The sequence below is a fragment of the Rhizobium sp. N731 genome (assembly GCF_001664145.1).
GTDB classification, from domain to species: Bacteria; Pseudomonadota; Alphaproteobacteria; order Rhizobiales; family Rhizobiaceae; genus Rhizobium; species Rhizobium esperanzae.
The window spans coordinates 405,893-426,259 of the sequence record NZ_CP013601.1 but is presented as its reverse complement, the minus strand read 5'-3'; the positions used below and the strand labels follow the sequence as shown (position 1 = coordinate 426,259).

18 protein-coding genes and 1 pseudogene are annotated in these 20,367 nt (G+C 63.3%); 11 read left to right on the top strand and 8 right to left on the bottom strand.

Going from position 1 to position 20,367, the window contains the following annotated elements:
• Positions 1-290: 290 nt before the first annotated feature.
• The 5 genes and pseudogenes from AMK02_RS02105 to lptC form a co-directional block, all read right to left on the bottom strand.
• A pseudogene (locus tag AMK02_RS02105) lies at positions 291-1,174 on the bottom strand (DMT family transporter).
• Between the two features lie 88 nt (positions 1,175-1,262).
• Positions 1,263-2,822, bottom strand: a complete 1,560-nt coding sequence (gene rpoN / locus AMK02_RS02100) for an RNA polymerase factor sigma-54 (protein WP_064800464.1) — start codon at positions 2,820-2,822, stop codon at positions 1,263-1,265.
• 141 nt (positions 2,823-2,963) lie between these two features.
• Positions 2,964-3,740 (bottom strand): LPS export ABC transporter ATP-binding protein, encoded by a 777-nt coding sequence (lptB, locus tag AMK02_RS02095; protein WP_064800463.1) that lies wholly within the window; start codon positions 3,738-3,740, stop codon positions 2,964-2,966.
• 37 nt (positions 3,741-3,777) lie between these two features.
• On the bottom strand, positions 3,778-4,410 hold the full coding sequence (locus tag AMK02_RS02090) for an LptA/OstA family protein (RefSeq protein WP_064800462.1): 633 nt from the start codon (positions 4,408-4,410) through the stop codon (positions 3,778-3,780).
• A gap of 15 nt (positions 4,411-4,425) precedes the next feature.
• Positions 4,426-5,091, bottom strand: a complete 666-nt coding sequence (lptC, locus tag AMK02_RS02085) for an LPS export ABC transporter periplasmic protein LptC (RefSeq protein ID WP_064800461.1) — start codon at positions 5,089-5,091, stop codon at positions 4,426-4,428.
• Positions 5,092-5,315: 224 nt separating this feature from the next.
• Between lptC and sppA the strand changes: the two genes are divergently transcribed.
• The 3 genes from sppA to AMK02_RS02070 all read left to right on the top strand — a co-directional run bounded on the left by sppA (position 5,316) and on the right by AMK02_RS02070 (position 7,057).
• Entirely contained in the window at positions 5,316-6,266 is a 951-nt protein-coding gene (gene sppA / locus AMK02_RS02080) for a signal peptide peptidase SppA (RefSeq protein ID WP_064800460.1), read from the top strand.
• A gap of 29 nt (positions 6,267-6,295) precedes the next feature.
• A complete protein-coding gene (locus AMK02_RS02075) occupies positions 6,296-6,595 on the top strand; it encodes an integration host factor subunit beta (protein WP_003544934.1) in 300 nt (99 codons plus the stop codon).
• A 129-nt stretch (positions 6,596-6,724) separates the two neighbouring features.
• Complete coding sequence (locus tag AMK02_RS02070) at positions 6,725-7,057, top strand: LapA family protein (RefSeq protein WP_064800459.1); 333 nt, start codon at positions 6,725-6,727, stop codon at positions 7,055-7,057.
• A 7-nt stretch (positions 7,058-7,064) separates the two neighbouring features.
• On the opposite strand, the gene AMK02_RS02065 is transcribed toward AMK02_RS02070, so the two are convergent.
• Both AMK02_RS02065 and AMK02_RS02060 read right to left on the bottom strand, forming a co-directional pair.
• Positions 7,065-7,511, bottom strand: a complete 447-nt coding sequence (locus tag AMK02_RS02065) for a GNAT family N-acetyltransferase (protein WP_064805854.1) — start codon at positions 7,509-7,511, stop codon at positions 7,065-7,067.
• Between the two features lie 59 nt (positions 7,512-7,570).
• Positions 7,571-8,026 (bottom strand): SRPBCC family protein, encoded by a 456-nt coding sequence (locus AMK02_RS02060; RefSeq protein WP_064800458.1) that lies wholly within the window; start codon positions 8,024-8,026, stop codon positions 7,571-7,573.
• Positions 8,027-8,132: 106 nt separating this feature from the next.
• Between AMK02_RS02060 and AMK02_RS02055 the strand changes: the two genes are divergently transcribed.
• From AMK02_RS02055 to AMK02_RS02030, 6 genes are all read left to right on the top strand, one after another.
• On the top strand, positions 8,133-8,732 hold the full coding sequence (locus AMK02_RS02055) for an NUDIX hydrolase (protein WP_123876168.1): 600 nt from the start codon (positions 8,133-8,135) through the stop codon (positions 8,730-8,732).
• Positions 8,733-8,858: 126 nt separating this feature from the next.
• A complete protein-coding gene (locus AMK02_RS02050; protein ID WP_064800456.1) occupies positions 8,859-9,953 on the top strand; it encodes a class I SAM-dependent methyltransferase in 1,095 nt (364 codons plus the stop codon).
• Complete coding sequence (locus AMK02_RS02045; protein WP_064800455.1) at positions 9,950-10,810, top strand: TrmH family RNA methyltransferase; 861 nt, start codon at positions 9,950-9,952, stop codon at positions 10,808-10,810. The genes AMK02_RS02050 and AMK02_RS02045 overlap by 4 nt, the downstream gene beginning before the upstream one ends.
• Positions 10,807-11,310, top strand: coding sequence for a signal peptidase II (gene lspA, locus AMK02_RS02040; protein ID WP_064800454.1), 504 nt, complete (start codon positions 10,807-10,809; stop codon positions 11,308-11,310). The genes AMK02_RS02045 and lspA overlap by 4 nt, the downstream gene beginning before the upstream one ends.
• Before the next feature lie 55 nt (positions 11,311-11,365).
• Entirely contained in the window at positions 11,366-13,648 is a 2,283-nt protein-coding gene (locus AMK02_RS02035) for a hybrid sensor histidine kinase/response regulator (RefSeq protein WP_064800453.1), read from the top strand.
• A 110-nt stretch (positions 13,649-13,758) separates the two neighbouring features.
• Positions 13,759-14,634: a GNAT family N-acetyltransferase gene (locus tag AMK02_RS02030; RefSeq protein ID WP_064800452.1), complete on the top strand. Its 876-nt coding sequence runs from the start codon at positions 13,759-13,761 to the stop codon at positions 14,632-14,634.
• Positions 14,635-14,865: 231 nt separating this feature from the next.
• Here the strand turns inward: AMK02_RS02030 and AMK02_RS02025 are convergent, their stop codons facing one another.
• A complete protein-coding gene (locus tag AMK02_RS02025; RefSeq protein ID WP_064800451.1) occupies positions 14,866-17,148 on the bottom strand; it encodes an NADP-dependent malic enzyme in 2,283 nt (760 codons plus the stop codon).
• Positions 17,149-17,261: 113 nt separating this feature from the next.
• On the opposite strand from AMK02_RS02025, the gene mutS reads away from it, so the two are divergent.
• Together mutS and AMK02_RS02015 are read left to right on the top strand one after the other, a co-directional pair.
• The gene (mutS, locus tag AMK02_RS02020; protein ID WP_064800450.1) at positions 17,262-19,988 is read left to right on the top strand and encodes a DNA mismatch repair protein MutS; all 2,727 of its coding nucleotides are present in this window, start codon (positions 17,262-17,264) and stop codon (positions 19,986-19,988) included.
• An 11-nt stretch (positions 19,989-19,999) separates the two neighbouring features.
• A complete protein-coding gene (locus AMK02_RS02015; protein ID WP_064800449.1) occupies positions 20,000-20,275 on the top strand; it encodes a hypothetical protein in 276 nt (91 codons plus the stop codon).
• Positions 20,276-20,367: the final 92 nt, after the last annotated feature.

The window sequence follows — 20,367 nt, the reverse complement described above, 5'->3', positions numbered from 1 at the left end:
GGAGTTTCCCTTCTTATGGTCGTTTGCGGGTATCAGTTTACGCCAAGCCTCGGGTTCATCCAAGCACTTCGCGCAATCTCAAGCAAGATCGGCGCAGGCCTGTGGGCCCTCGGTGCCCTTGGGATGATGGGGATAACTTCAAAACGCCGTTCACGGCGCCAATTGCGGCGGGCTTCTAGCCAGAGGTTACCAGAAAGTCAATAGGACGCCGAATCAGCCCCGGGCGCGCTCGCAGAAGCTGTAGCAAATCTCCTGCGGAAGGAGCCTTCCAGCACCTTCCTTTCATGAGCTCACGCGCTTCGCGCCTGCGTTGTGCGCGGCATCGTCATGGCGATGACACCGAGAATGACGCAGGTGAGCCCGATCCAGGCCGTCGGGCTCAGGCTTTCACCGAGGAAGACGATACCGATCGCGACACCGATCGGCACGCGGAGATAGGCTTGCGACGTGGTTCCGACCGAACCCAGCGTCTGAACGAGGCGGAAATAGATCGTAAAGGCAAGCGCCGTCGAAAAGGCGGAAAGGGCAAGCAGCGCCAGCACCGATGCGGCCGAGGGATCGAGCCCCCACGGCCGATCGACGATCAGGCTCAAGGGTATCAGAATGACCGCGCCTGAGATCAGCGAACCGGCCGCCGGCACGGCGGGATCAAGGCCTCTGAAGTTCTTGCTGAAAATCGCAGCCCCGGCATAACAGATGGTCGCCAGGATGATGGCAAGCTGCGCCATCAGGCTTTCGCCAAGACCGCCGAGCGCTTCGACGCCGATGACGAGGCAGATGCCGGCAAGCCCGGAGACGACGCCTGCTCATGGCGGGTTATCGACACGGTCAGCAGGAAGGTGAAGATCGGCGTCGCCGAATTCAGGATCACCGCCAGTCCGGCATCGACGGACTGCTCCGCCCAGGCGATCAGCGTGAAAGGAATGACGCTGTTCAGGCAGGCCTGGACGACGAACAGGCGCCATGTCGCGCGGTCGCGCGGCAGGCGGACATGCCGATGGCGAAGCACGGCCAGCAGAATGGCGCCGGCGATCAGTGTGCGCACCGCGATCAAGGTCACCGGCGGGATCGTTTCGACCCCGATCTTGATAAAGGTGTAGGAAGAACCCCAGAGGGTCGCCAGCACCAAAAGCAGGACAAGTTCTCTGGCAAGCTTCGGATTTTGCGGCGTCATAGGCACATCGATATTCGTTTAAGACACGGGAGAAATAGGCCAATTTGCGAAGTGGATGCTTCGATCACGGTCGAAGCGTCCTGCTGCCTCAGAAGCCCGCGACCTTGGCGAGCGCCCGTTTCTCGCGGCGGCGCTGGACCGAGGAAGCGATGTTCATCGCTTCCCGGTATTTCGCGACCGTGCGGCGGGCGAGATCGATGCCGCCCTTCTTCAGCATGTCGACGATATCGTCATCGGAGAGCACCGCGTCGGGGCTCTCCTGCATGATCAGCGCGCGGATCTTGTGGCGCACGGCCTCGGCCGAATGGCTGTCGCCGCCCTCGACCGCGCCGATCGACACGGTGAAGAAATATTTGAGTTCGAAGAGGCCGCGCGGCGTCAGCATATATTTGTTCGAGGTGACGCGGCTGACGGTGGATTCATGCATCTTGATCGCCTCGGCCACCGTTTTCAGGTTCAGCGGCCGCAAATGGTCGACACCGTGCAGCAGGAAGGCGTCCTGCTGGCGGACGATCTCGCTTGCCACCTTCATGATGGTCTTTGCCCGCTGGTCGAGGCTGCGGGTCAGCCAGTTGGCGCTCTGCAGGCACTCGGAAAGGAAGGCATGATCCTCGCCGTTCCGGGTCACGCGGGAAAAATAGGACTGATTAACAAGCACGCGCGGCAGCGTATCCGGATTGAGCTCGACCAGCCAGCCACCCTCCGCGGAGGGCCTGACGACGACATCGGGCATGATCGCTTCGGAAACACCCGTCTCGAAACCGCTGCCGGGCTTCGGATTGAGCTGGCGGATCTCGCCGAGCATGTCGAGAAGATCTTCCTCGTCAACGCCACAGAGCCGCTTCAGCGTGGCGAAGTCGCGCCGGGCCAGGAGCTCGAGATTTTCGACCAGCGCCTGCATGGCAGGGTCGTAACGGTCCTTCTGCCTGAGCTGGATCGCCAGGCATTCGGCGAGGCTGCGGGCAAAAACACCCGGCGGATCAAGCGTCTGGAGGGCGGCGAGCACGTGTTCGACCTGCGTGAGACTGGTGCCGAGCCGCTCGCCGGTCTCGACCAGATCGACCTGGATGTAACCGGCATCGTCGAGCTGATCGATAAAATTCTGCGCGATCAGCCGGTCGCTCATATCGCGCAGCACGAAGGGGATCTGCTGAGCGAGATGATCGCGCAGCGACACCTGGCCGGCGACAAAATCGTCGAGATCGTAATCGGCGCCGTCGGCGCTGCCCGGCATCGACTTCCACTGACCGACGAGTTCCGGTGCGTCGAGGCGCTGCGGACCACCGTCATCGGGAAAGACATTGGTGTAATTGGCGTCGAGCTCGTCGTTCAGCCGGCTGCTGCTTTCGCTGCCGCCATTGTCGTACCAGTCACTCGACAGCGCCTCGGCACGATTGTCGGCGCCATCGTCCGAGCCGGCGTCCTCCGGCGAATGACCGAACTGCTCGTCCTCGCCTGCCGGCCGTTCGTCGCCCGCCTCGCCGTCATTCGACGGAAATTCGAGCAGCGGGTTCTTCTCCACTTCCTGAGCGATGAACTGAGTGAGCTCGAAATGGGTCATCTGCAGCAACTGGATGGATTGCATCAGTTGCGGCGTCATGACCAGGGACTGGCTCTGGCGCAGAAATAGATTGGCGGACAGTGCCATGACGGACGCGAAACTCCCTCGACTCCAGGAAACCGCGCCCGATCCACGCTTCAGGCCACGGAAATCCGAGTTGGCCCAAAAATTGCTTTTTTATCTCATTTGGTCAAGCGGAACTACGCGGCAAGGTGAATCGGCGCGGGATCAGAGGCTGAAATTATCGCCGAGATAGAGCCGGCGCACTTCCGGATTGTTGACGATGTCGTTGGCCCGGCCGTGGGTCAGCACCTCACCGGCATGGATGATATAGGCGCGGTCGATGAGGCCAAGCGTCTCACGCACATTGTGGTCGGTAATGAGAACGCCGATGCCGCGGGCCGTCAGGTGGTGGACGAGGTTCTGGATATCGGCGACCGAAATCGGGTCGACACCGGCGAAGGGCTCGTCGAGCAACATGAAAGTCGGGTCGGTTGCAAGCGCTCGTGCGATTTCAAGACGGCGGCGTTCGCCGCCGGAAAGGGCGACGGCCGCGCTCTTGCGCAGCTTCTGGATATGAAATTCCTCAAGCAGCTCGTTCAGCTTCTGCTCGCGCTCGGCCTTGTCCTTCACATGCACTTCGAGGACGGCGCGGATATTTTCTTCCACCGTCAGTCCGCGAAAGATCGAGGCTTCCTGCGGCAGGTAACCGACGCCGAGGCGCGAGCGGCGGTACATCGGCATGGTCGTGACATCGTTTCCGTCGATCTCGATCGTGCCTTCATCCACCGGCACCAGGCCGGTGATCATGTAAAAGCAGGTCGTCTTGCCGGCGCCGTTCGGGCCGAGCAGGCCGACGGCTTCGCCGCGACGCACCACCAGGGAGACGCCGTTGACGACACGGCGCGTCGCATAGGTCTTGGTCAGACCACGGGCGATCAGCGTTCCCTGATAGCGGCTCTTGTCGGCGGCACCCGCAGCGTGCGGCTCAGGCCTGCCGAACATGGTGGATAGCGATGATAATTTCACGTGGGAGGCCGGTTCAGTTCTGCTTCTGCGCGTTCGGCTGCGATTTCGGATCGAGCTGAATCTGGACACGACCGCCGCAGCTTTCAAGCTCCGCCTGGCCGGTTTGCATGTGAACGGTCAGCTTGCAGCCGGTGAAGACGTTCGGACCGTCCGACAGAATGACCTTGTTTCCTTGATCCGCGGTCAGGATGAATGTCTGCGAGGCCATGTCGAAATTGCCGTCGTCGGCAGTCGCCGTCTGCGTGCCCGAGACCAGGTAGACCTTGTCCGTCACCAGGATCTTGTCGATATCCGCACTTCCCGACGCCAGCGAGGCCGACTGCTCGGGCTTCGCCTCGGGTTGAGCCGGCGCGCCGGCGCCCGACTTTGCCGCCTTGTCCTTGTAATAGACGGTCATCTTGCCGGACTGCATCGTCGTCGTGCCCTGGACGACCTTGACGTTGCCGGTGAAGAGCGCCGTGTGCTCCTGGTCATGGATCTCCAGCTTGTCGCTTTCGATCTGGATTGGCTGGTCGTTGGAAAGCTTCATGCCCGACATGGTGGTCGACTGCGCCCCCGCGCCCGAGACCGTCAGAATAAGGGCAAATGCGCCGGCAACGAATGCGATGCCCGTCTTGCAAGCTGAAATGCGACAATCTTTTGTCATGGGTGACCCGGCTGGTTAAGTGCCCTGTTTATGAATGGTGGATGGATCGACATTCATGCGAACATTCCCCTCGAATGTGATCACGCGCCCCTTATCGGTTATCTCCAGCGTCTTCGCAACAATGGAAGCATTGTCCTTTGTGATGGTGACGGGGTCGTCGCTGCGCATGTTGCCGCCCTTGATGTCGAGCCGGGCGGACTGGAATTGCGCGTTGAGGCCGCTGCTCAGCACCAGGGTGAAGGGAGCCGTCATATGCAGGTTATCGGTGGCGCGATTATAATCGGCAGTCGAAGCGATGACGCGGGCAATCAGCCCATCATTCATCGGCACGGCGGCCTTGATGGTCTCGAGGGTGATGAGATCGGGATTGCGGATATCCTGCAGCGCCCTTTCGGCAAGCATGGAATAATTGACGCCGTCGGAGTTGCGTCCGGCAATTGCCGGCTTTTCCATCACGACCTTGCCGTTCTCGATCTTGGCGCCTTCGAACTTGACGTTTTCGGGCAGGTACAGGCTCACCAAGGCCACCGTCGCAAGCGCGCCGGCGACGATAAGGGCGGCCAACGGCAGCAAGATCTTCAGCCGCCGCACGCGGGCGGAATGGAACAACGCATCGCGATAGGGGCTCCTGCCGGAGCCCGCATAAGCGGCATGTCCGTTGTTCTTCAGGGTATCGAGCATAGGTCTCGTTCCATGTGCGGTGATTGCCTCGCCTGCGTAACAAAGCCGGCCGGCAATCACAGTTCGTTTCGCATTATTACATTGGCTTGCCAATATGGAATTTTTTCTGCAACAAGCAACAAAACGGAAAAACATACAAAAGTGGCATTCATACGCGCCGCTGCCACCCATTTCACCGGGCTCATCGGCGCCATGCCGACCCGGGCCAGCGCTGGAGGTATCTCATGGACAGTTCGATCATCGCGGATCGCCGGCGGCTGCGCCGCAAGCTCGGCTTCTGGCGCATCGTCGCGGTCGCCCTCATCGTGGCGCTCGGTTTTGCCTTTTACCGCTTCGCCGTCGGCGAGGCCGGCACGGCAAGTCCGCATATCGCCCATGTGACGATATCGGGGCTGATCGTCGATGATGACGAGCTGCTGGAGCGGCTAAAGAAGGTCGAGACCAGCGATCAGGTGAAGGCCGCGGTGATTTCGATCTCCTCGCCCGGCGGCACGACCTATGGGGGCGAAAAAATCTTCAAGGCGATCCGGGCGATATCAGCGAAGAAGCCCGTCGTCTCCGACGTGCGCACGCTGGCCGCTTCCGCCGGCTATATGGTCGCCACCGCCGGCGATACGATCATTGCCGGCGACAGCTCGATCACCGGCTCGATCGGCGTCATCTTCCAGTACCCGCAGATCCAGCCGCTGCTGGACAAGATCGGCGTGTCGCTGCAGGAGATCAAGTCCTCGCCGCTGAAGGCCGAGCCTTCGCCCTTCCACGAGGCGAGCGAGGAAGCCAAGGCGATGATCCGCAACATGGTGATCGACAGCTACAACTGGTTCGTCGACCTGGTGGCCGACCGGCGCAAGCTGCCCCGCGAGGAGGTGCTGAAACTCGCCGACGGGACGATCTATACCGGCCGGCAGGCGCTCCAGGCGAAGCTCGTCGATACGATCGGCGGCGAGGCGGAAATCCGCGCCTATCTCAAATCGCGTGGCGTCGACGTTGATCTGCCGATGGTGGATTGGGACAAGAAGAGCAACACGCCTTTTCTGCTCGCTGGAGCTGTTTCGCGGCTGGTTACTATCCTGGGTTATGATGATCTCGTCAGGGGCCAGGATATCAATGGAATCCTACCCCCAAAGTTGCTTCTTGACGGGCTGCTTTCAGTTTGGCAGGTTGGCCGCGATTGATAAGAAATCAATAATTTAAGGGGGCGACTGTGATCAAGTCCGAATTGGTGCAGATTGTTGCGGCACGCAACCCGCATCTCTATCATCGCGACGTCGAAAATATCGTCAACGCGGTTCTCGACGAGATCACCGATGCACTGGCTGCGGGCAACCGCGTCGAATTGCGCGGCTTCGGCGCGTTTTCGGTCAAGAACCGCCCTTCCCGCTCCGGCCGCAACCCGCGCACCGGCGATACGGTCTTCGTCGAGGAAAAGTGGGTTCCCTTCTTCAAAACAGGCAAGGAACTGCGCGAGCGGCTCAATCCCGGCCAGGCCGACGAAGAGGATTGAGCGGCGCGAGCCGCCTGCGGCGAAACCGCACTTGAACTTGAACACCGTTTTCCTATTCTGCTAGCGCATCGGCCCGAAAGTCGGAATCGATTTTCGGGCCGATGCATATAAGGCGCATGGAGAGTTCAAATGGCCAAGAAGATTGTCAACCTATTGATTTTGCTGCCGCTCGGCGTCATCCTCATCGTCTTCTGCGTCGCCAACCGGCAGAGCGTCACGCTCGCCTTCAATCCCTTCAGGCCCGACGATCCGGTGCTTGCTGTTTCCGCGCCCTTCTTCGTCTTCCTGTTCATCGCGCTGATAGCAGGCATGCTGATCGGCTCGGCCGCCACCTGGTTCAGCCAGGGCAAACACCGCAAGCGCGCCCGCACCGAGGCCAAGGAAGCCATTCGCTGGCAGGGCGAGGCCGACCGCCACAGGACCCGCGCGGAGGACATCGCCGGCCAGCTGCCGTCGCGGTGAGATCGGCTCACCGCCCGAGCCAAACCGGAGAAAAGCTCAGCTCCTCATAATCGCCTTCCGGCGACGCGCCATTGCCGGTCACGGCAAAACCGTGGGAAAGGTAGAAGGCCTTCGCCCGTCGGTTGTTCACCAGGCATTTCAGACGGTACTTGTGTCGCGGCCACTCCGGCAGCGCCCGGAGCAGCGCCGTGCCGGCGCCAAGACCCTGAAACTCGGGCCTTATATAAAGCATGTGAATGAAATCGTCCTCCGGCCAGAGCGACAGGAAGCCGGCAAGGCTGCCATCGACATGCTCGCAGACGAAGATCGTCTCACCATTGGTATGAGCGGAGAAATCCTCGCGGTGAAACTTGCCGGGATCGACCCAGACGAATGTCTGGCGGCGCACGGAAAGATAGATGTCCGCGAGCATTTCCTGGTCTTCCGCCCGCGGCGGCCTAATGGTCCATGTCATCATGTCGGAATAGCTCAGGCGCAGGTCCGCGCCAAGCCCGCAGCGAAAGCCTTCGACGCTCAATCCGCAGCCATTTTTGCAACGACCGCAGTATTGAAATCCGAGAAGAAGCCCTCGGCCAGCCGCTGCGAGGTCGAATCGAGCAGGCGTGCGCCGAGCTGAGCGAGCCTGCCGCCGAGTTCGGCCTTGGCCCGATAGTGCAGGATCGTCTCCTCACCCCTCGCCTCGAGTACGACATCGGCGCTGCCCCTGGCGAAGCCGGCCAGGCCGCCCTTGCCTTCCGCCGACAACGTATAGCTTTCCGGCGCATCGATATTGGAAAGCGTCAGCAACCCATGGAAGGTGGCGGAGAACAGGCTGAGCTTGACCTTGATCGTCGCCTCGAACGCGCTTGGCGATATCCGCTCGATGCCCTGGCAGCCGGGAATGCAGCCACGCATGATCTCCGGATCGTTGAGCGCTGCCCAGACAATGTCCCGCGGCGCGGCGATACGTTCTTCGCCGGTGAAATCCATTCGGCAGCCCCATCTTCGATTCGCTCAACTTATCCAGCGGGAAAGCGCTTTGCCAAGGCGGAGGGGAATGTTATCTGCGTTACGATCCCCAGCGAGGAATTGGCCGATGAACGAACTGAAGCCCTGGAGCGTGACGGCAAGCCGCATCACCTATGAAGACCGCTGGATCAGGGTGCGGAGCGACGATTGCGTCACCGCCGACGGAATCGTCATCGCGCCATTCCATGTGCTCGATTATCCCGACTGGATCAACGTCATCCCAGTCATGCCCGACGGGCGGGTGCTGCTGACGCGGGAATACCGGCACGGCCGCGGCGAGATCGTGCTCGGCCTCGTCGCCGGCGGTGTCGAAGCAGACGATGGCAAGACTGGCGACGGCAAGAGCGGCGATGCCGCGTTGGCGGCGGCACAGCGCGAACTGCGGGAAGAGACCGGCTATGAAGCCTCGACTTTCGTCAAGCTGCTCACCTCCTATCCGAATGCGGCCAGCCACAGCAACACGGTGACGAGCTGGCTGGCGCTCGGTCTGAGCCGGGCCGGCGAACCGCGTTTCGACCCCGGCGAGAAGGTCGAGCTGCTGTTTACCGATCTTGCCGCCATCCTCGGCGACCTGCAATCCGGCGCCGTCATCATGCAGTCGATGCATGTCGCTGCACTTTATGCGGCAGAAAGCTGGCTTCGGAGAGGGGCGCGTCCGAGGGCTTGAAATAGGCGCTGTGCCCGCAGAAGCTGCCCTCTCGCCGGGGCCGACCAGCGCGCAGTTGATCCGGCACGGGCTTCTGGGCTACTGCATAGCCTGCAAGACACCCCGACAGAGACGCGGAAGAGCACGTTGAAACAAAGAGAACGCCGGCCGGGCCAGAAGAAGACATCAGGTCCCGCCGGTGAAAGCCGCAGGGACGATCGGGCCGGCCGATCACTGAAGCCCGTGGTGCGCCCCGCGGCCACACGCGATACAGTTCGCGAGACTGCGGCGGCCGCGGTTTCGCGCCCGCTCATGGCACGCAGCGGCGGTCGGCCGGCGGAGCGCGTGCCTGTCATTCTCGAATCGCTCGGCGCCGGCGATTTCCACCTGATCGACAGCGGCGACGGCCAGAAGCTCGAGCAATATGGCCCCTACCGCATCATCCGCCCGGAGGCCCAGGCGCTGTGGCGGCCTTCGCTGGCGCCGCAAATCTGGGAAAAGGTCGATGCCGTCTTCACCGGCGATACCGACGAGGAAGGCACCGGCCGCTGGCGCTTTCCGAAGGCCGCACTCGGCGAGACCTGGCCGCTCAACCTGCTCGGCGTCGATTTTCTCGGCCGCTTCACCTCGTTCCGTCACGTCGGCGTCTTTCCCGAGCAGATCGTGCACTGGAGCTGGATGAAAGAGCAGGTTGAAAAGGCCGGCCGGCCGCTGAAGGTGCTGAACCTCTTCGGTTATACCGGCGTCGCCTCGCTGGTCGCCGCCGCTGCCGGCGCCGAGGTCACCCATGTCGACGCGTCGAAGAAGGCGATTGGCTGGGCGCGCGAGAACCAGGCGCTCGGGCGCATGGAGAAGCTGCCGATCCGCTGGATCTGCGAGGATGCGATGAAGTTCATCCTGCGCGAGGAACGCCGCGGCAGCCAGTACGACATCATCCTGACCGATCCGCCTAAATTCGGCCGCGGCCCCAATGGCGAAGTCTGGCATCTTTTCGAGCATCTGCCATTGATGCTCGATGTCTGCCGCGAAATCCTGTCGCCGAAGGCGGTCGGCCTGGTGCTGACGGCCTATTCGATCCGCGCCAGCTTCTATTCGATCCACGAGCTGATGCGCGAAACGATGCGCGGCGCCGGCGGCGCGGTCGAATCCGGCGAGCTGGTGATTCGCGAGGCAGGCCTCGACGGCAAAACGCCGGGCCGCGCGCTTTCCACCTCCCTCTTTTCCCGCTGGGTGCCGCAATGAGCAAGGACTTCCACGATCAGGGACCGCGCCGGGTCGGGCAGGTGAAGGAAGTCACCTCGCTCGCCAATCCGATCATCAAGGACATCAAGGCGCTGACCAACAAGAAGTCGCGGGAGGAAAGCGGGACTTTCCTCGCCGAAGGTCTGAAGCTCGTCATCGATGCGATCGAGCTCGGCTGGACGATCCGCACGCTGGTCTATGCCAAGGCCGCCAAGGGCAAGCCGCTGGTCGAGCAGATGGCGGCAAGGACCGTCGCCGCGGGCGGGCTGGTGCTCGAAGTCAGTGAAAAGGTGATTGCCGCAATCACCCGGCGCGACAACCCGCAAATGGTCGTCGGCATCTTCGAGCAGCGCTGGACGCCGCTTAAGGGCATCCGGCCCCAGGAGGGTGAGACGTGGGTGGCGCTCGACCGGGTGCGCGATCCGGGCAATCTCGGCACCATCATCCGGACGGCCGATGCCGCCGGCGCGTCCGGCATTATTCTGATCGGCGAGACGACCGATCCCTTCTCGCTGGAGACTGTGCGGGCAACCATGGGCTCGGTCTTTGCCGTTCCGGTCGCGCGGGCGACGCCGGAGGAGTTCTTGGCCTGGCGGAAGTTGGCCGGCGTTTCCATAGTCGCCACCCATCTGGCCGGCGCGGTCGATTATCGCACGATCGACTACCGGAGGAAGCCCACCGTACTGCTGATGGGCAACGAACAATCCGGCCTGCCGGACCAGCTCGCCCGGGAAGCCGATGCGCTTGCCCGCATCCCGCAGCAGGGCCGCGCCGATTCCCTCAACCTCGCCGTCGCCACCGCCGTCATGCTTTTCGAAGCGCGCCGCCATCTCCTCTCACTTGCCGAGGGCAAATGACCGAACCGACGCATGCACGCCCCGCACTGTTTTCGCGCCCGGCGCCGATCCTCTTCTTCATCCTCTTCGCCGTTCTGATCGACCAGGTCGTCAAAGTCGCCGTCGATCATTACCTGCCGCTGCAGGAAGCCGTGCCCGTCATTCCGATGCTGGCGCTCTACCGCACTTATAATCTCGGCGTCGCCTTTTCGATGCTGGAGGGTATGGACGGCTGGTTTATCGTCGGCATGCGGCTCGTCATCGTCGCCTTCGTCATCTGGCTGTGGTACCGCACGGCAAAAGACCGCTGGCTCGCCCATCTCGGCTATGCGCTGATCATTGCCGGGGCGATCGGCAATCTTGTCGACCGCTTCGCCTATGGGCATGTGATCGACTACATCCTCTTCTACACCGAAAGCTGGTCGTTTGCGGTGTTCAATCTCGCCGACAGTTTCATCACCATCGGCGCCGGCTGCGTCATTCTCGAGGAACTGCTGCTGCCGAAAAAGGCCGGCCGCTAAAATTGTATCGAATTCCTGAAGGCATTCGGAACAAGCCTCATGTTATCCAGATACCATGCAGAGTCTGGGACAGTTGCAGGAAAGATTGTCCGCCGCCTTCGGCGGAGCCGCCGTCAAGCCGCATCAGGAGCGGACGGAGGAACCCTCTCCGCGTCCCGGCGCATCGCCAGCGCGCACGGGTACTACTCCCCTGTCGGGGCCTGCAGCGACGCGGCGCCTGCTGTTCTACTGGCTGAGCGGCGCCGGTTTTCTGGCCGCGATGATCCTGACGCTGCTCGCCTATGCCGGCGAGCCGCTGCTCCTTTCGGGCGGTCTCGTCGCTCTCGGCCTTGCCGTCATCGCCGGCTATGCCGTGCTGATGGTTCGCCGGCAGAGAAGCGGGCAGCCGGCCGGTCGATCCACTCCGAACGGCGATGATGGCGCGAAGCTCTTCGCCGAGGTGCATGATGTGCTCGGCGACATCACCCTCACCCGCGCCATGGACCGGCGCATCATCTCGGCCAACGACACGTTTCGCCGGCTGACCGGCCGGCTGCGCCCGGAAGGGCGGACCTGCGAAGAGATCGGGCTTGCCTTCCGCCCCGGTCCGATCCCGCACTGCTACGACGTCGAGATATCGACGCCGGAAGGCCAGCGTATTTTCTTGTGGCGCGACGTCGTCACCCGCGATCCGGGCAGCGGTCACCTGCTGCTGCAGAGTGTTGCCCGTGATGTGACGGAGGAACGGCTCGTCGCGCAGGGCCGCGAGTCCGCCCGCCAGAAGGCCGAGTATAACAGCGCCGCGAAATCCCGACTGCTTGCAACCGTCAGCCACGAGGTGCGCACGCCGCTTTCCGGCATTCTCGGCATGACGCACCTGCTCGCGGAAACGCGGCTGACGCAGGAGCAGCAGAATTATCTGGCCAACATCCGCCAGTCCGGCCACGCCTTGACGCAGCTTGTCGAGGATCTGCTCGATTTTTCCACCATCGAGGTCGGCCGATTCGAGCTTCACCCGCGCTCGGAATCGCTGCGGAAGCTCCTGGAAAGCGTTGTCGAAATGCTCGCCCACCGGGCGCATGAAAAGGGCATCGAGATCGGCGCCACCGTGTCATCAGACGTTCCGGAGAAAATGAGTTTCGATGCGGCGCGCCTGCGCCAGGTTCTGTTCAACGTCATCGGCAATGCCGTCAAATTCACCCAGGCCGGCGGCGTTTTCATCCGCGTATCGCTGGATGCCGGCAACCTCCTGATCACCGTCACCGACACCGGTCCGGGCATGACGGCGGAGGAGCAGGCGCGTGTCTTCGGCGAGTTCGAGCAGGGTGGAAACGTTGCCGACAAGAGCGGCGGCACCGGGCTCGGCCTTGCCATCTCCGCCCGCATCATGCGCGAATTCGACGGCGCCCTGACGGTCACCAGCGAAAAGGGCAAAGGCAGCACGTTCACCATCCGCTTCCCGATTGAACTCGATAGCGAGCGCTCCGAGCGGCGAAACACGCTGCTTTCCGGCAACAGCGTCGTGCTGCTGGCGCCGGCGGGGGCTGCCCGCTCCGCCATTGCCGAAACGATCACCGCGCTCGGCGGCATTTGCCATCTCGTCGACACCGGCGAGGCTGCGCGCGCGCGGCTGCTCGGAATGGCGAGCGGCGGCCGCCGGCCGACCGATATCATCGTCGATCATCGCATGTCGGCGGAATTTTCAGCGCACCTCGCCGATCGCGCCGAAATCGCTGCACTTGGCCTGCGCAAGGTCCTGCTCGTCAACCCGGAAGAGCGCAGCGCCCACCCGCTCGACCTGTTCGATGCCTGGCTCATCCGGCCGCTGCGCGAACAGTCGCTGATCGATGTGCTGCGCGGGCGCATGCGCGGCATGGAGAAGCGCGACGCGCTGAACGACAACCAACCGGGTTTCGGCCTGCCGATGACCGACACCGTGGTTGCCGCACACGGGCTGCGCATCCTGCTCGGAGAGGACGATCCGATCAATGCGATGCTGGTGCGCGTCATGCTCGAAAAGGGCGGACACAAGGTGCACCATGTCGAGGATTTCGAGGCTCTCCTCGATTGCGCCCTCGGCGAGGCGAACGCTCGGCCCGACATCATCATCAGCGATCTGTCGATGCCCGGCGGCAACGGCATCGACATGCTGGGGCGGCTGCGCGGCCACGAAAGGCGGCTCGATCTCGACCCGGTGCCGGTGATCGTGCTCACCGCCGACAAGAGTGACGAGTCGCGCCGCCAGGTCTTACTCAATGGCGCCAACCGCGTCATGGTGAAACCGGTCGACCCGGTGCGGCTGCTGACGGAAGTTCAGGCGGTCGCCGCGCTTTCCGCCCGCCGGGCAGAGGCGCGGTAGGTCGCTGAATTGACTGCGCAGGCTGCTTGCGCCGGGAAAATCAATATGTCACTTTCCTGTCGCACAGAAGTGTTTTATGGCGTCGATAAGCCGGCAACGGGAGAATCGCCATGTCCTCCATCGACATCCTGAATCGTGACGTTACCACGGAGGCTGCACGGCCGTCGACGGCTGCGCAGCAAGACGGCGACATCCTCGGCCGGATCGGCAATCTCGAAACCCGCCTTGCCCGCACGGCACGTGAGATCGATGCGGCCCAGGCCGTGCGCTACCGCGTCTTCGTCGACGAAATGAAGGCGCAGCTGCCGCCGGAAGCCATGCGGCGCGAACGGGATTTCGATGCTTATGACGCTTTCTGCGACCATCTTCTCGTTCTCGACCGCTCGCTCGAAGGTGATCCGGAAGACCAGATCGTCGGCACCTACCGGCTGCTGCGCCAGGATGTCGCGATCGCCAATGGCGGTTTTTACTCGGCTTCCGAATTCGATATCGAGAGCCTGCTCGCCAGGCATCCGGACAAGCGTTTCATGGAACTCGGACGCTCCTGCGTACTGCCGGAATACCGCACCAAACGCACCGTCGAGCTTCTCTGGCAGGGCAACTGGGCTTATGCGCTGAAGCACGGCATGAGCGCGATGTTCGGCTGCGCCTCGTTCCCCGGCGTCTACCTCGAAAGCCACGCACTGGCGCTGTCCTTCCTCTACCACAATGTGCTGGCGAAGGACGAATGGGCCGTCGGCGCACTGCCGCATCTCGCCCGCAACATGGACCTGATGCCGGCCGAGGCCGTCAACCCGAAGCGGGCGCTGATGGCCCTGCCGCCGCTGATCAAGGGCTATCTCAGACTCGGCGCGATGGTCGGCTCCAGCGCGGTCATCGACCACGCCTTCAACACGACCGACGTGCTGATCGTGCTGCCGATCTCCAGCATTTCCGACCGCTACCTGAACTACTACGGCGCCGACGCCGGCCGTTTCGCCAGCTGATCGCTTCGTCGCGCTGCCGTCCGATAGGATCAATGGCTGCCCCTCATCCTAACTCTCTCCCCGTAATGACGGGGAGAGAGGACGTGCCTTATGAGAGATCTGCGAGGAACTGAGAGGTCGCGGCACGCTCCCTTCGCCCGCAAGCGGGGAGAAGCTGCCGGCAGGCGGATGAGGGGCTGATCTCGCCGATCTCCCCTGTCACTAAATAGCTCGCTATGCGGGCAGGTGGCCTTACGAACCGCCATAGGCGGCGATCGCCGCCATGTTGACGATGTCGCTGTCCTTGGCGCCCATCGAGGTGATCTGCACCGGTTTGTCGAGGCCGACGAGGATCGGGCCAATGACGGTGGAGCCACCGAGTTCCTGCAGCATCTTCGTCGAGATCGAGGCCGAGTGGAAGGCCGGCATGACGAGCACGTTGGCGGGGCCGGAGAGCCGGCAGAAGGGATATTGCTCCATCACCTTGCGGTTCAGCGCCACATCGGCGGCCATCTCGCCGTCATATTCGAAATCGACGCGGCGCTTGTCGAGGATCTTCACCGCTTCGCGCACCCGCTCGGAGCGTTCGCCGGAGGGATGGCCGAAGGTGGAATAGGCAAGCAAGGCGACGCGCGGCTGATAACCCATGCGCCGTGCGAGACCGGCAGCCTCTTCGGCGATGTCGGCAAGCTCTTCGGACGTCGGCATATCATGCACGGCCGTATCGGCGACGAAGACAGTGCGGCCGCGGCAGAGCGCCAGCGACACGCCGATAACGCGGTGGCCGGGCTTCTCGTCGATGCAGCGGCGTATATCCTCGAGCGCGGTCGAATAGTTGCGGGTGATGCCCGTCACCATGCCGTCGGCGTCGCCAAGCGCTACCATGGTGGCGGCGAAATGGTTGCGGTCATTGTGGATCAGCCGCTGGGCATCGCGGTGAAGGTAACCCTTCCGCTGCAGCCTGGCATAGAGATAATCGATATAGGCCTCGACGCGGGTGGAGATACGGGCGTTGACGATCTCCAGGCCGGGGCGGTTGAGATCGATGCCGGCGCGCTCCGCCGTCGCCCGGATCAGGTCTTCGCGGCCGAGCAGCAGCGCGGTGCCGAGCTGCTGATTGGCATAGGACAATGCTGCACGCAGGACCTGCTCTTCCTCGGCTTCGGCAAAGACGATCCGCTTCGGCCGGCGGCGCACCCGCTCGTAGAGGCTGGCGAGCGTCGAGGCGATCGGATCGCGGCGGGCCGAAAGCTCGCGGGCGTAACCGGCCATATCGGTAATGACCTTGCGGGCAACGCCGCTCTCCATCGCGGCTTGGGCGACCGCGACCGGAATGGCCGAGATCAGCCGCGGATCGAATGGAACCGGGATGATGTATTGCGCGCCAAAACGCGGCCGGTTGCCCTGATAGGCGGCGACCACGTCATCGGGCACGTCCTCGCGGGCCAGATTGGCCAGCGCGTTGACGGCGGCGATCTTCATTGCGTCGTTGATCGTCGAGGCGCGCACGTCGAGGGCGCCGCGGAAGATATAGGGGAAGCCGAGGACGTTGTTGACCTGGTTCGGATAGTCCGAGCGGCCGGTCGCCATGATGGCGTCGTCGCGGATGCGGGCCACCTCCTCCGGGGTGATTTCGGGATCGGGATTGGCCATGGCGAAGATGATCGGCCGATCCGCCATCGAGCGGATCATCTTGGCCGAGAAGGCGCCCTTCTGCGACAGGCCGAAAATGACGTCGGCACCCTTCATCGCCTCTTCCAGCGTGCGGGCGTCGGTCTTGGCCGCATGCGCCGATTTCCACTGGTTCATGCCCTCGGTGCGGCCCTGGTAGATGACGCCCTTGGTATCGCAGAGGATGATGTTTTCAGGGGCAAAACCCATCGCCTTGACCAGTTCGACGCAGGCGATCGCCGCCGCGCCCGCCCCGTTGCAGACGAGCTTCGTCGTCTTCAGGTCGCGGCCGGTCAGCTCCAGCGCGTTGATCAGGCCGGCGGCGGCGATGATCGCCGTACCATGCTGATCGTCGTGAAACACCGGAATATCCATCAGCTCGCGCAGCCGGCTTTCGATGACGAAGCAATCCGGCGCCTTGATGTCCTCAAGGTTGATGCCGCCGAAGGAGGGGCCGAGGAAGCGCACGCAATTGATGAACTCGTCGACATTTTCGGTATCGATCTCGAGGTCGATGGAATCAACGTCGGCGAAGCGCTTGAACAGCACCGACTTGCCTTCCATGACCGGCTTGGAGGCGAGCGCGCCGAGATTGCCGAGGCCGAGAATGGCGGTGCCGTTGGAGATAACCGCGACCATGTTGCCGCGCGCCGTGTAGTCGTAGGCCGTCTGCGGATCGGCGGCGATCGCCTTGACGGGGACGGCGACACCGGGCGAATAGGCGAGCGACAGGTCGCGCTGCGTTGCCATCGGCTTGGTCGGATTGATCTCCAGCTTGCCGGGCCGGCCCATCGCATGAAAATCGAGCGCCTCCTGGTCGGTCACTGATGTCGTCGGCCGGTCCTTCTTATCGATATCGGGCATAAATCCTCCAACGTCCTGTGGGCGACGCTTTGCTCTTCCTCAAATGCTGTTGTCATCTATAGCGGCGCACGGATAGGGTTGGCACCTGTTTTTTTGGGAAAAACTGCACCTCCGTGAACGCACGAATAGACACAGGAAATGAAGCCTTTTCGGCTGCCGAGCTTGCCACGGCGGAAAGCCGTGCCTCGGCGACGCCGATGATGGAGCAATATATCGAGATCAAGGCGAACAATCCGGGTTCGCTGCTGTTCTATCGCATGGGCGACTTCTACGAGCTGTTCTTCGAGGATGCGCTGGAGGCTTCGCGCGCGCTGGGCATCACGCTGACGAAGCGCGGCCAGCATATGGGCCAGGATATCCCGATGTGCGGCGTGCCGGTGCATGCCGCCGACGATTATCTGCAGAAGCTGATTTCGCTCGGTTTCCGCGTCGCCGTCTGCGAGCAGGTCGAGGATCCGGCCGAAGCAAAGAAACGCGGCGGCAAATCCGTCGTCAAGCGTGATGTCGTGCGGCTGGTCACGCCGGGCACGATCACCGAGGAAAAGCTGCTATCGCCTTCGGAATCCAACTATCTGATGGCGCTCGCCCGCATTCGCGGCGGGGCCGAACCGGCGCTGGCACTTGCCTGGATCGATATTTCCACCGGCGTCTTCCGGCTGGCGGAGACGGAAAGTTCGCGCCTGCTCGCCGACATCCTGCGCATCGATCCGCGCGAGCTGATCCTGCCCGATACGATTTTCCACGATCCCGAGCTGAAACCCGTCTTTGACGTGCTCGGCCGCACGGCGGTGCCGCAGCCGGCGGTGCTCTTCGACAGCGCCAGCGCCGAAGGCCGGATCGCCCGCTATTTCGGCGTTTCGACGCTGGACGGCTTCGGCAGCTTCTCGCGCGCCGAGCTTGCGGCAGCCGCAGCCGCCGTCGCCTATGTCGAGAAAACGCAGATCGCCGAGCGTCCGCCGCTCGGGCAGCCCGAGCGGGAAAGTGCCGCTTCGACGCTGTTCATCGACCCGGCCACCCGCGCCAATCTCGAGCTTGCCCGCACGCTGTCGGGCGATCGCAACGGTTCGCTGCTGAAGGCGATCGACCGCACCGTCACCGGCGGCGGCGCCAGGCTTCTCGCCGAGCGGCTGATGTCGCCGCTCACCGACCCCGCCCGCATCAATGCCCGGCTCGATTCGATCGGCTTCCTGATCGACGAGCCCTCGCTCTGCGGCAGGCTGCGCGATACGCTGAAACATGTGCCCGACATGCCGCGGGCGCTCTCGCGCCTGGCGCTCGACCGCGGCGGCCCGCGTGATCTCGCGGCCATCCGCCAGGGCCTGCAGGCCGCAAGCGGCCTCGCGGATCTGCTCGCCACCGCCATGCTGCCGGAAGAACTCGGCGAGGCGCTGTCCGGACTGAAAGCGCTTCCCGCGAGCCTGGAAACGCTGCTTGCCGAGACGCTCGCCGACGAACTGCCGCTGCTCAAGCGCGACGGCGGTTTCCTGCGCGACGGCGCCAGCGGCGAACTCGACGAGGTCCGGGCGCTGCGCGACCAGTCGCGCCGCGTCATCGCCGGGCTGCAGCTGCAATATGCCGAGGAAACTGGCATCCGCTCGCTGAAGATCAAGCACAACAATATTCTTGGCTATTTCATCGAGGTCACCGCCGGCAATGCCGGCCCGATGACCGATACGGCGGAAGCCAAGGCCCGCTTCATCCACCGCCAGACGATGGCGAGCGCGATGCGCTTCACCACGACGGAACTTGCCGATCTCGAAAGCCGCATCGCCAATGCCGCCGACCGGGCGCTTTCGATCGAACTCGAAGCCTTCGACAAGATGACGGCGGCCGTCGTGGCGGAAGCCGAGGCGATCAAATCAGGCGCCCGGGCGCTCGCCGTCATCGACGTCGCCGCGGGTCTCGCGCTGCTCGCCGAAGAGCAGGCCTATTGCCGGCCGCAGGTCGACGGCTCGAAGATGTTTGCCATCGAGGGCGGCCGTCATCCTGTTGTCGAGCAGGCACTGCGGCGGCAGGCGGGTGGCCCCTTTGTCGCCAACCATTGCGATCTTTCGCCGAAGGACGGCGCCAAGGACGGCGCCATCTGGCTGCTGACCGGCCCGAACATGGGCGGTAAATCGACCTTTCTGCGCCAGAACGCGCTGATCGCGATCCTGGCACAGATGGGCTCTTTCGTGCCGGCGACGTCCGCCCATATCGGCATCGTCGACCGGCTGTTCTCGCGCGTCGGCGCCTCCGACGACCTGGCGCGCGGGCGCTCGACCTTCATGGTCGAGATGGTGGAGACGGCTGCGATCCTCAACCAGGCGAGCGACCGCTCGCTCGTCATCCTCGACGAGATCGGCCGCGGCACCGCCACCTTCGACGGCCTGTCGATCGCCTGGGCCGCCGTCGAGCACCTGCACGAGGCCAATCGCTGCCGCGGTCTGTTCGCCACGCATTTCCACGAGCTGACCGTGCTGTCGGAAAAGCTTGGCCGGCTATCGAACGCCACGATGCGCGTCAAGGAATGGGACGGCGACGTGATCTTCCTGCACGAGGTCGGCCCGGGTGCCGCCGACCGCTCCTACGGCATCCAGGTCGCCCGTCTTGCCGGGCTTCCGGCCTCGGTCGTGTCGCGGGCCCGCGACGTGCTCACCCGCCTCGAAGATGCCGATCGCAAGAACCCGGCGAGCCAGCTGATCGACGACCTGCCGCTCTTCCAGGTGGCGGTGCGCCGCGAGGACACGACCCGCGGCCCATCGAAGGTCGAGGAGACGCTGAAGGCGATGAGCCTTGACGACATGACGCCGCGCGAGGCGATCGACGCGCTTTACGATCTCAAGAAAAAGCTGAAATAGGAGCGCAGCCGATGTTCATGGAGAAGCTGGTTCGCGAAACCGAGCGTCTGTCGCTCATCTGCTCCATGCTCGACACAATGCGGCGCGCCGACAAAGACCGCAACGCGCGCGGCTGGACATCGCCGATCGGCCTGCTGAAAATCACCCGCTCTTGCGCTATGATCTCTGAACTCGGAACGTCGATCGCCAAGGCGGGCTACCGCGAGTGCGACAGGGCGACGCTCGAGGAGATCCAGCGCGAGACCCGGCAGGTGCTGTATTCGCTGCATGCGCAGGTCGCAGACTGAGGCTTTACGGAAAGGCCGCCGCTTGCGGCAAAGCGTCCCGCATCGCAGCATGGCAACACCATTTCGCCAAATTTAAAGGTTCTTGCAGTACG